General features: G+C 51.5%; 11 protein-coding genes. 2 read left to right on the top strand and 9 right to left on the bottom strand.

Annotated elements, in window-relative coordinates:
* Window positions 1-120: 120 nt before the first annotated feature.
* Window positions 121-1,041 carry a diacylglycerol/lipid kinase family protein gene (locus C814_RS20920; protein WP_016317461.1) on the top strand — a complete coding sequence of 307 codons (921 nt, stop codon included), beginning with the start codon at window positions 121-123 and terminating at the stop codon, window positions 1,039-1,041.
* A 307-nt stretch (window positions 1,042-1,348) separates the two neighbouring features.
* On the opposite strand, the gene C814_RS20925 is transcribed toward C814_RS20920, so the two are convergent.
* Together C814_RS20925 and C814_RS20930 are read right to left on the bottom strand one after the other, a co-directional pair.
* Window positions 1,349-1,789: a transposase gene (locus tag C814_RS20925; RefSeq protein WP_196809958.1), complete on the bottom strand. Its 441-nt coding sequence runs from the start codon at window positions 1,787-1,789 to the stop codon at window positions 1,349-1,351.
* Window positions 1,790-1,913: 124 nt separating this feature from the next.
* Window positions 1,914-2,144, bottom strand: a complete 231-nt coding sequence (locus tag C814_RS20930) for a hypothetical protein (RefSeq protein ID WP_016317463.1) — start codon at window positions 2,142-2,144, stop codon at window positions 1,914-1,916.
* Between the two features lie 368 nt (window positions 2,145-2,512).
* Between C814_RS20930 and C814_RS20935 the strand changes: the two genes are divergently transcribed.
* A complete protein-coding gene (locus C814_RS20935; protein ID WP_081645073.1) occupies window positions 2,513-3,880 on the top strand; it encodes a sensor histidine kinase in 1,368 nt (455 codons plus the stop codon).
* A gap of 34 nt (window positions 3,881-3,914) precedes the next feature.
* Here the strand turns inward: C814_RS20935 and C814_RS22690 are convergent, their stop codons facing one another.
* The 7 genes from C814_RS22690 to C814_RS20970 form a co-directional block, all read right to left on the bottom strand.
* On the bottom strand, window positions 3,915-4,634 hold the full coding sequence (locus tag C814_RS22690) for a LytR/AlgR family response regulator transcription factor (protein ID WP_016317465.1): 720 nt from the start codon (window positions 4,632-4,634) through the stop codon (window positions 3,915-3,917).
* 349 nt (window positions 4,635-4,983) lie between these two features.
* Window positions 4,984-6,195, bottom strand: a complete 1,212-nt coding sequence (locus C814_RS20945) for a tyrosine-type recombinase/integrase (RefSeq protein ID WP_004059842.1) — start codon at window positions 6,193-6,195, stop codon at window positions 4,984-4,986.
* A 146-nt stretch (window positions 6,196-6,341) separates the two neighbouring features.
* Window positions 6,342-7,556: a tyrosine-type recombinase/integrase gene (locus tag C814_RS20950; protein WP_016220200.1), complete on the bottom strand. Its 1,215-nt coding sequence runs from the start codon at window positions 7,554-7,556 to the stop codon at window positions 6,342-6,344.
* Between the two features lie 85 nt (window positions 7,557-7,641).
* The gene (locus tag C814_RS20955; protein ID WP_004059840.1) at window positions 7,642-7,872 is read right to left on the bottom strand and encodes a helix-turn-helix domain-containing protein; all 231 of its coding nucleotides are present in this window, start codon (window positions 7,870-7,872) and stop codon (window positions 7,642-7,644) included.
* A 539-nt stretch (window positions 7,873-8,411) separates the two neighbouring features.
* Complete coding sequence (locus C814_RS20960; RefSeq protein ID WP_016317466.1) at window positions 8,412-8,882, bottom strand: hypothetical protein; 471 nt, start codon at window positions 8,880-8,882, stop codon at window positions 8,412-8,414.
* A gap of 474 nt (window positions 8,883-9,356) precedes the next feature.
* The gene (locus C814_RS24730; protein WP_016317467.1) at window positions 9,357-9,593 is read right to left on the bottom strand and encodes a hypothetical protein; all 237 of its coding nucleotides are present in this window, start codon (window positions 9,591-9,593) and stop codon (window positions 9,357-9,359) included.
* Between the two features lie 539 nt (window positions 9,594-10,132).
* Window positions 10,133-10,603: a hypothetical protein gene (locus C814_RS20970; RefSeq protein ID WP_016317468.1), complete on the bottom strand. Its 471-nt coding sequence runs from the start codon at window positions 10,601-10,603 to the stop codon at window positions 10,133-10,135.
* Window positions 10,604-11,004: the final 401 nt, after the last annotated feature.

Consider the following 11,004-nt stretch of genomic DNA (forward strand, 5'->3'; position numbering starts at 1 on the left):
CTTCCGTTGCCTCACTGCCTTTGGAAACCGCGATTTTTTGGAAAAAATCGCGTAAAACTTTCGTTTTGGGAAAAGGCCCGTTTTAAAAACAATATCTGCCTGAAAGGAGAAGGGATTTCAATGAGAAAACTGCTTTTTTTAATCAACCCGCACGCGGGGCGCGCGGAGATCAAGACCCGGGCCCTAGAAGCGATCGACCTGTTTGTGAAAGCGGGATGGGAACCGACCGTTCGTACGACCCAGCGGCCATTGGAGATCCCGGAGCTGCTGGAAGCGCGGGCAAATGAATTTGAACTGGTGGTCTGCTGCGGCGGGGACGGGACATTGAACGAAACGGTGTCGGGCCTGATGCAATGTGATCCGCGGCCGCTGCTGGGATACATCCCGGCGGGGACGGTCAACGACTTTGCGTACAGCCTGGGGCTTTCCAAAAACATCCGGGAAGCGTCGCAGGCGATCGTCGAGGGGACCCCTTTCCCCTGTGATGTGGGGCGCTTTGGCGACCGGTATTTCAGCTATATCGCCGCGTTCGGGGCGTTTACCGATGTGTCCTACCAGACCCCGCAGGAATCCAAGTGCAGGCTGGGCCGCGCAGCTTATATCCTTGAGGGAATCCGGCGGCTTCCAACGATCAAGACCTATCGGATGTCCATCACCCACGACGGCGGGCGGGTCGAAGGGGACTTCCTCTTTGGGATGGTGAGCAACGCAATTTCGGTTGGAGGATTCCGTCTGCATGAGGACTTCGCCATCTCGATGAATGACGGGCTGCTTGAGGTGCTGCTGGTGCGCAGCCCCGAGGATCTGACCCAGACCCGGTCACTGATCCGGGCGATCCTCCAGCAGGAACTGGACTCGGAATATCTGGTAAGCCTGCGCACATCGCACCTGCTCTGCGAAGCGGAGGAAGAGGTCCCCTGGACGCTCGACGGCGAGTACGGCGGGAGCCTGCGGTCGGTCGAGGTGCGCAACTGCCATCAGGCGATCCGGGTGCTGCGCCCGAAACCAATGCCTGCCAAACAGGGGCAGGCGAACCCGTAAAACCGGTTCTGAGCGATTCTGTATAGTCGGCCTGGCTTTCTTTCGCTAACTTTTGCGGCGGCTTACACAAATGAAAAAACACCCCTGGGAGCGCGTTTCCCGGGGTGTTCTTCTGTTAAAAGCAGCGCTGAAGGAGCAGCGATCTGCAAAGGCTGTACCAACAGGTATGCATCGTATGCTTCGGAGGTGCACCTGCGGTCCAAATCGACTGGTTTTTAACAGGCCAGAGGGTGTTTTCCTTTCCTGCCCTCTTTTCCGGGGCGGGGGATTGCTGGTCTCTCAACGGCTGCAAACAGGGGAATATCGTCTATAGCCCCTGGCCCTGCCGTTCCTCTTTCCTGTGGCCGATGAGCATCTGCCCCACCAGCTCCTGCCTCACCGGCACCCTGACCGAGCTTCCGCCGACACTTTTCCATTCCCAGCTGATCCCTTCCAACTCATCGTATTTTTCCACACCTAATTTCCAGATCTGATCAAAAAAGCCCGCTCCCAGCCACTCCTGGAAATACCGGTGGATGCTGCTGCCGCACCCATACTCCCGCGGGACCGCTTTCCACCGGCAGCCGGTCCGCAGCACATAGAATATCCCCTCCAGCACCTGCCTTGCCGGCAGCCCGGGACGGCCCTGCCCGGGCGCATTCCTGTACTGTTTGTTCGGGTCCCGCTGCCTTTCCGGGATATACGCCCTGATTTCCTCCCATAGTTCATCCGATATGACCCATGCTTTTTCTGTTTTCTTTTCTTTCATTTCCATCACCCATGAATTCATTGCTTTCGGACAGCGGCCTTTTCCAGCTGCCCTATCAGAGTGCGTCTCACGCCTGTTTCCTTCGGATCTGTATCGCTCTTTGATCCGCCCGTATAAGGTCCTCTCATACCTTTTTGTCCCTCCACAAATACCGAAGCTCCGTGATCCAGTCAATCAGGACCTGCTTCCAGATGTAATAGAGGACTGGGAGCAGAAGAAGCGAATATTCTCCGCCGCAGGCTGCGTAGCCCCGTTCTGTCATGGTGGCCCGTTTTCCCCACACGAAGACAGCGACCGTTGCCAGGAGCACAATGACCAGTTCCACTGTCGTGATCCACTTCCTTTCCCTTTTCACATTCTCCCTCCTTTTTGATGTCCCATCCTGTCAGGATGGGAGCGGCGCAGTTCTGGAGTGTTTTACCGCCCGAGGGGAACGGTTGGACCGTTGCTGCGGGTAATTTTCTGCCTGCATAGTTCCACACATGCCCCCTTCCCACTCATCCTGACATCCCGCATTTTTACTCTACCGAAAAAAAAGTCGACGAACAAGAGGATTTTCCTAACTGGGCGAAAAAGCCGACCAAATGGAAATTCCTCCGGCTTGACAGCCCATCTCTTTTTCCAGTAAACTATGGAAGGAACCACAGGCACTTGTTTTTAACGGCAGGCTATGCTTGATACCAATGCTGCTCACAGCAGCCTACCGCAGAGGGTGCTGCGGGCTTGAAAAGAATCAGCATGATTCTTTATCCGTGTTTCGATTCTAAAAGTGGGAAGAAGGTATGTACCATGACGGTGCTGCGGGATATTTCCTTTCTCTGGTCCATGTTTCATATCATCGTGTTCTTTCTCCTTCTGTTCGAGCCGCGCTTTCCCTGGCCGGTGACGTTGACCGCGGGGTTCGCCGGAGCGGGTGTTTTGCTGGTAGTCAATGTGATGACCATGTTCTGGCAGGGATCGGGCATCATCATGCGTGCTGCCTTTTTCACCTGTACCATCCCGACCCTGCTGCTGTTTTTTTGGCTCTCCAAATACCGGGATGGCCGTTTTTTCTTTCTGTTCTGCCTGTCCGACACTTTATGCTTCTGGATTCTGCAGATCACAAATTTTCTTGACCGAATGGCGGGTGACACCTATCTGGTGATGCTGATCACCCGGCTGATCGCCTTCCCTGTGGTGGAGCTTCTGTTTTGGCGGTATCTGCGCCAGCCCTATCTCCAGCTTCAGCGCAGGCTGACCCAAGGATGGTGGCTTTTTGCCGCCATTGGTGCAACCTATTATCTTTTGATTATGGTCACCTCGGTGCCGGTGGGGCGGCCCATGCCCGGTCCTGAAGGGCTCATCCGCATTGTTCTGGTGCTGATCCTCATGCCCTTGACCTATCTAACAGTCCTGCGTTCCCTCTGGCGGCAGATGACGGAAGCCCAGGCCCAAGGGGAGCTGGAGCTGCTTGAAACACGAAACCGGCTCGCCTGGGAAAACCTGCGCATCCTACAGGAAAGCAGCTCGGCGCTGGCACAAGCCCGCCATGATATTTTGGGCAATCTGGGCATCCTGCAAACACTGAGCCAGAGAGGGGATTATAAAAGGCTGGACGAGTATCTGTCGCGCCTCACCCGGCAGACCGGGGAGATTGTTCCCTTGAAGATCTCCAACCATCCTATTATCAATGCAATCCTGACCCGGGGAATCGAACGGGCCAGGTCTGCGGAAGTGGAACTGCGCCTCCATATTGATCTGCCTGACTCACTGCCCTTTCCCGACGAGGATTTGTCTGCCTTTCTGATGAATCTTCTGGACAACGCCCTCGACGCTGCCTCTCTTATCCCACCGGGACAGCCGAAATGGGTGGAAATCACCATGCATATCCGGGGAAGCTATCTGTTCATCGAAGGACAAAACACCTTTGCACATATCCCGGAGCCGGATAAGGAGGGCGGGCGCTTCCGCTCTCACAAGGGTGCGGGACATGGTTACGGCCTGAAAATCATGGAGAATATCGCCCGCCGTTACCAGAGTGAACTACAGGCTGAGGCGGGGGACGGTGTTTTTGTCGCCCGAACCGCCCTGCTGATGCCAAAACAGCTATAGAAAACCGCCTTCTTTCCGACTGGAAAGAAGGCGGTTAGTTTTTGAGAAATGCAATGAACTGTTCTATAGCGGACTTGTAAAGCCGTTTGCTTACAGGGATGATCTCCCCATTTTCCAGCCGCGCCTCATAACGCACCATCTCGGTCATATGGCTGAAATTTACAAAATAGCTGTTATGGCATCGGCAAAAATACCGGACCGGCAGCTCTGGGGCCAGCGCCGAGAGAGAACCGCCCCATTCCACCGTACGTTCCCGCAGATGGAGGAAAACGCGATGCTGGGCTGCTTCCACCGCATAGATATCTTGGTAGGCAACCGCCATATGTTTGCCGCCGGCCTTGAGATAGAGTTTCTCGCCTAGATACCGGTGTCGGTAGTCGTCCCGGATGAGTGATTCCAGCTTACCCCTGTCCACAGGTTTGAGAAGGTAGTGAAGCGGACGGGTGTCAAAGCTCTGAAACACATAGTCCCGGTGGCTGGTGATATAGATCAGGCTGAATTCCTCTGTCTGCTCCCGCAGGGCCGCCGCCAGCTGCAAGCCATTGTCCTTGCCGAACTCCACATCCAACAGGCAGAGCTGACAGCGCTCTTTGTCCTCACCAAGCGCTTTCATCATGGATGAAGCGCTTGAATAACAGTCGATTGTATAGTCCTTCCCACACTCCAGCCTTTCGCCGTCCATACAGGCGGAGACGAGACGTTCCGCTTCTTCTAAAAACAGGGGATCATCATCCCCAATCACGATATGGTACATCTATCTGCCCCCTTCTCAAAATAGGGTCAAAAAAGCTGTTTTTTCGTCTATCGCTTTACTCGCTTTTTCTCTATGCCGTCGGCTTATGTAACCTGGTTCCTCTATGAATCAACCGCCAGACACCAACCCGCTTTCATCCAAATATATAAGTCAGGCTGGGGCGGCGGAGCTGACCCATGAAAGTCAGACAGGGCTCTTTGTGGTGCCATGGCACCACAAAGCCGCACGTCGTGCGGCTTTGTGACCGTACTGAAATTCTTTGATTGCCGTTTTTCCTTGATTTTACGGGCTTTCCCGGCTTTTCATTGTTCAGTTATCCTATGTGGGAACCACGAAAAATAGCAATTTCTTAGTCATCGGTGGCCTGATGGAAAGCGCCATTTACCACGCCAAACAACTCCTCTGGCTTATTATACTTCACCTTTGCGTAGATGTCCATAGTTGTTTTGCTGTTTTCATGCCCTGCAAGGTACTGGACAGTCTTAGGGTCCACCCCGGAATACAGCAGGTTGGTGATATAGGTGTGGCGCAGCAAATGTGGTGTCACATGGAAATCCAGTGTATAGTGAATCTTGGGATTATTTTTCTGCGTCATCCCCAGTGACGGTGTGACGGTGTACTTGATGCTCTGCCCATTTACATATTTATAATAGTTACGCGCCTGAGTAGAGCGGACCACCACATACTGCCATACCCTTTGAAATTGTGAGGCGGATAACGGCTCCCCGTTGCTGTCGGAAATCACATATTCCGAAACAGAGGTTTCTTTGACTTCCCGCAGGCAATCTACCAAGCACTTGGGAATTGGTATGTCCCTCCGGGCTGCTTTCGTTTTTAATGTGGTAGAAATCACCGGTCGGTTATGTTCTGTGCGCCATGCTCGCCTTACAGATATGTAGGGAGTAGGTTCGTCCAGAAATACACAGTCCCATTGCAATGCAAGGATTTCTTCCCGGCGCAGACCGGAATACAATCCAAGCACAATAAACAAGTGGGGAGGAAGTCCTTTGACCGTATCCAAAAGCACCTCTACCTGCTGATCTGTCAATGCCTCTTTCTTTTTTGCGGCCTTGCCACCCTTGCCCGATATGCCCACACAAGGATTGCTTTGAAGTATTTGGCTGCGCTCTGCCGAGTAAAAAACACATTTGAGGAGCATATTCACCTTACTGTATAATCCCTCTGATTTTTTCGACAGCGGCACAAGTGCCAGCCGAATATCGTCCGCTGTAACTTCCTCCATATACATCTCCCCCAGGGGCTTGATGATATAGTTCTTCATATCAGCGGTATAACCTTTCAATGTAGCAGCGGACACTTTGGCAGACTGCATAAGTAGCCACTTCTCGCAATACTCGGCCACTGTTGGATGCTGCCGATGAAAGATAATCTCCTCCACCTGCCGCCGCGCTTCTAATTGTTTCTCATATAGTTCTTCGCAAGTGGCAGCATACAAACTCACCTGCTTGCCGTCTGCATCCATAATCCGGGTTCTGTAATATTGGATTCCTTTTAACATGATGGTTCCGTACTTTGGAATCTCAGTTTTCTTTTTAGCCATTTTGGACCTTCCTTTCCTGAAATGTGCGGCCTATGTACCTACACTCCCTTTTTATCAGAAAGTCCCAATTTAATCAAAGATACGGCCAGCGTAAAGCAAAGAGCGAGACATCCTTGCCTCGCTCTTTCTGTGTTTTCTGTTTTATCTTATACAGCATCCCATTGGGCAAATGCACCGCCCATAGCTCTCACAAGCTGATCTGGCCTATTGTATTTGACCTTGGCGTAAATGTCCATAGTGATTTTACTGTTTTCATGGCCTGCCAGATATTGGACCGTTTTGGGGTCCACCGATGAATGAATCAGATTTGTGATATAAGTATGACGCAGCTGGTGCGGTGTCACTTCAAAATCCAGGCTGTAAACAACTTTGCCATTATGGGCTGCTTTTTCTCCAAGGACCGGTGTAACCGTATGCTTTACGCGCTTTCCATCTTCATACCGGTAATAGCAGCGCTCCTTAACCGTTCTGGTAACAATATACTGCCAAAGCCGCTTGAACTGCGTATAAGACAGTGGTTCACCATCTCGATTGGCAACCACATAGTCCGAAGTGGAAGTTGCCTTTGCTGCCTTTAAGCACTCTGCCAGACAAATGGGGAGGGGAATGTTTCTCTCCGCAGCCTTTGTCTTTAACTCGGTAAGAATAACCGGCCTGTTATGCTCTGTATGCCATGCCCGTCTTACCGTCAGATATGGGGTGTCCGTATCCAGATATACAGAATCCCATTGTAACGCAAGAATTTCTTCCCGCCGCAATCCGGCATACAAGCCGATCATAACAAACACATAAGGCGGTAAACCCCGGATAGCATCTAAAAGGCGTTCTGCTTGTTCATCTGTCAAAGCCTGCCGTTCCGCTTGAGGAACACCCCCGCCCTTTGCATCCAAATACATAGTCGGATTTTCGTCAATCACATGGCTCTCTTTCGCTGCCCGGAAAATGGACTTATAAAGAATCACCACCGACTTGTAAACCGAAGCTGATTTTTTAGAAACGGGAACAAGTGCCAGCTGAATGTCATCCAATGTTACATCTGCCATCCGTTTCTGCCCCAGCTCTTTGATGATATGCCGCCGCACCTTAGATGTATAATCAGTAAGTGTGGTGGCACGAATATGAACCGACTGCATCAGCAGCCATTTTTCGCAATATTCAGTAACAGTGGGCGATTTCCGATGAAAAGTGGCATTGTCAATCTGCTCCAATGCCTCTATTTCTCTATCGTACAGTTCTTCAGGCGTTCTTGCATAAAGAGCGATGAGCTTTCCATTCGCATCTCTTATCCTGGTTCTGTAATACAGGACACCTCTTTTCATGACAGTGCCATATTCTGGAATTACAACTTTTCTTTTTGCCAATTCCGTCACCTCCTAAAAAATAATCTCCAGCGCTGTATCTTTGTTTTATCAGATATACGGGATTCCAGCAAGGATACGGAATGGGTCATGTTCTGGCACTTCGCGGTTTGCGGTAAGTCGCGCTCTTGTCCGCAGGCTTTGCCCTATGGGTACATTTTGCGATATACTCCTGAAGGCCCGCCGCAGTAAAATACACACAGCCATTCTGCACATACTGAACATAGGCAATCAGACCGTTGTTACGAGCCGCATCCAATGTGGCAATACTGATCCCCAAAATCTTTGCAGCTTCTTTTCGTGTAATAAGTTTTTCCATGTAACATATTCCCTCCAATCTGTCAAGTTTGTCATTGTGCTTTCAAAATCACATGAATACGCTGGCAGACGAAACTACCAGCGCATGGTATCTGATCTTGAAATAGAAAGCTATCACAGCAAAAAAGCCGAAGAATCACTTTCTAATTTATATATCTCTGCTTCTCGTCACATTTGCCACGCCCCCTGACGATAGGGACATAACAGGCCGCTCCCGGCAGAGCTGTCATAACTCCGCAGCGCCGTTTTACTCGTGCGCCGCAGGGTTCCCCCCAAGTCTTTGGCGGGCCGTGAGGAAGTATCTTTAAGCCCCCGCACCATCATCGCGCCCGGAACGCCATCTCCGGGTTTAAGGCTGGACGTAGATCGCTCGGATTGCCTGTCTGTCATCACCTCCTGCAAGCAACCGTCCTGGCGGCGCGCCTTTTCCGCTTCGATACGGGTTATGTACCTGTTATGCCGTATATTCAGTTGTCAAGCTGCAATGAGGGGCAAGAGGACTTGTCCCTTCAATGTGTAGGCATTGGGAAAGGCCGTTTGTCACCCTTGATTCAAAAATATTTTGATTTTTTTCAAACGCTTATAGATGACATTCCGGGAACAGTTCCACAGCCTTGCGACATCGGCCTGCCGGTATCCGTCCACAATGAGCAGGGTCAGCAGTTCCAGATCGTCCTCCGGCAATTTGCAGAGCCGCCGGTACAGCAGTTCATCCTCCAGGGAGGACAGCCAGCCAAACCGCCGGGAATCCACATCGCCGGTGTCCCAGGTGCAGGACAGGGATTCAAATTTTCGGAACAGACAGGACTGCTCGCTCTCGTCCTCACACTGTTCGCTGGGAAGGGCCTGTACGCGGTTCTGATAGGTCCGCTGGCTGCAAAACCAGGTCCAGTCATATTCCTTCATCGCCGCGATCTGCCTATCGTCCATACCGGCTGCACGGTATTCCTGTTCCAGCCGGGTCCATTCTGTATCAAACTTCCTTTTTTCGTATCCATAGTGAAATCCCATAGTTTTCCTCCATTTCGATTCAGGCGTGGTTGACGGGTGAATCGAATGGAGGCGGGGACCGGCAGCCGGGTCCCCACAAACAATGAAGTCTATGAAATTGTCGGGCTATGTAGAAAAAGCGCAGGGCAGGGGGAGGTTTGTCGTTTCTCTTTCCCCATACAGTGCGCTTTTTGTCTTTTTTGCCAGAATATCCCTTCTTTTTGCCGAAAAAGGGCAGACAAAAACAGGGCGCAGATGATTGTTGCATCATCTGCGCCCTGAACGTATCGGTTATTCTGTTATTCAAGCCTCTGCCCCATAAGGGCAGAGATAGATCAAAAGGGACGTTTACGCATAGACGGCCTCCATAAAATTAACCGCTATGCGACAAAGAAGGATTGGGTCAGCCGGGATTGCGGCACCTAATTACCTCACAACGGTATTCGGTTGTATCGCTTCAGGAATCTCCAAGGCTGATGCCGCTCCTTTCCCGTCCTATTTTCTGGCCCCGTCCGAGCCGATGGTGTAACCGTCAATGGTGGTATTGACCGACATGGAACCGTCCGCATAAAAGTAGTACCACTCCTGAAGGCCCGCCGCAGTAAAATACACACAGCCATTCTGCACATACTGAACATAGGCAATCAGACCGTTGTTACGAGCCGCATCCAATGTGGCAATACTGATCCCCAAAATCTTTGCAGCTTCTTTTCGTGTAATAAGTTTTTCCATGTAACATATTCCCTCCAATCTGTCAAGTTTGTCATTGTGCTTTCAAAATCACATGAATACGCTGGCAGACGAAACTACCAGCGCATGGTATCTGATCTTGAAATAGAAAGCTATCACAGCAAAAAAGCCGAAGAATCACTTTCTAATTTATATATCTCTGCTTCTCGTCACATTTGCCACGCCCCCTGACGATGGGGACATAACAGGCCGCTCCCGGCAGAGCTGTCATAACTCCGCAGCGCCGTTTTACTCGTGCGCCGCAGGGTTCCCCCCAAGTCTTTGGCGGGCCGTGAGGAAGTATCTTTAAGCCCCCGCACCATCATCGCGCCCGGAACGCCATCTCCGGGTTTAAGGCTGGACGTAGATCGCTCGGATTGCCTGTCTGTCATCACCTCCTGCAAGCAACCGTCCTGGCGGCGCGCCTTTTCCGCTTCGATACGGGTTATGTACCTGTTATGCCGTATATTCAGTTGTCAAGCTGCAATGAGGGGCAAGAGGACTTGTCCCTTCAATGTGTAGGCATTGGGAAAGGCGGTTTGTCACGCCTGTTTCAAAAATATCTTGATTTTTTTTAAACGCTTTGTGATGACATTCCGGGAACAGTTCCACAGCCTTGCGACATCGGCCTGCCGGTATCCGTCCACAATGAGCAGGGTCAGCAGTTCCAGATCGTCCTCCGGCAATTTGCAGAGCCGCCGGTACAGCAGTTCATCCTCCAGGGAGGACAGCCAGCCAAACCGCCGGGAATCCACATCGCCGGTGTCCCAGGTGCAGGACAGGGATTCAAATTTTCGGAACAGGCAGGACTGCTCGCTCTCGTCCTCACACTGTTCGCTGGGAAGGGCCTGTACGCGGTTCTGATAGGTTCGCTGGCTGCAAAACCAGGACCAGTCATATTCCTTCATCGCTGCGATCTGCCTATCGTCCATACCGGCTGCGCGGTATTCCTGTTCCAGCCGGGTCCATTCTGCATCAAACTTCCTTTTTTCGTATCCATAGTGAAATCCCATAGTTTTCCTCCATTTCGATTCAGGCGTGGTTGACGGGTGAATCGAATAGAGGCGGGGACCGGCAGCCGGGTCCCCACAAACAATGGAACCTATGAAATTGTCGGGCTATGTAGAAAAAGCGCGGGGCAGGGGGAGGTTTGTCGTTTCTCTTTCCCCATACAGTGCGCTTTTTGTCTTTTTTGCCAGAATATCCCTTCTTTTTGCCGAAAAAGGGCAGACAAAAACAGGGCGCAGATGATTGTTGCATCATCTGCGCCCTGAACGTATCGGTTATTCTGTTATTCAAGCCTCTGCCCCATAAGGGCAGAGATAGATCAAAAGGGACGTTTACGCATAGACGGCCTCCATAAAATTAACCGCTATGCGACAAAGAAGGATTGGGTCAGCCGGGATTGCGGCAC

The sequence above is a fragment of the Anaerotruncus sp. G3(2012) genome (genome assembly GCF_000403395.2).
Taxonomy (GTDB): domain Bacteria; phylum Bacillota; class Clostridia; order Oscillospirales; family Ruminococcaceae; genus Anaerotruncus.

Coding starts and splice junctions, on each gene's coding strand:
- C814_RS20920 (WP_016317461.1), top strand. CDS start 121: ATGAGAAAACTGCTTTTTTTAATCAACCCGCACGCGGGGCGCGCGGAG.
- C814_RS20925 (WP_196809958.1), bottom strand. CDS start 1,789: ATGAAAGAAAAGAAAACAGAAAAAGCATGGGTCATATCGGATGAACTA.
- C814_RS22690 (WP_016317465.1), bottom strand. CDS start 4,634: ATGTACCATATCGTGATTGGGGATGATGATCCCCTGTTTTTAGAAGAA.
- C814_RS20945 (WP_004059842.1), bottom strand. CDS start 6,195: ATGGCTAAAAAGAAAACTGAGATTCCAAAGTACGGAACCATCATGTTA.
- C814_RS20955 (WP_004059840.1), bottom strand. CDS start 7,872: ATGGAAAAACTTATTACACGAAAAGAAGCTGCAAAGATTTTGGGGATC.
- C814_RS20960 (WP_016317466.1), bottom strand. CDS start 8,882: ATGGGATTTCACTATGGATACGAAAAAAGGAAGTTTGATACAGAATGG.
- C814_RS24730 (WP_016317467.1), bottom strand. CDS start 9,593: ATGGAAAAACTTATTACACGAAAAGAAGCTGCAAAGATTTTGGGGATC.
- C814_RS20970 (WP_016317468.1), bottom strand. CDS start 10,603: ATGGGATTTCACTATGGATACGAAAAAAGGAAGTTTGATGCAGAATGG.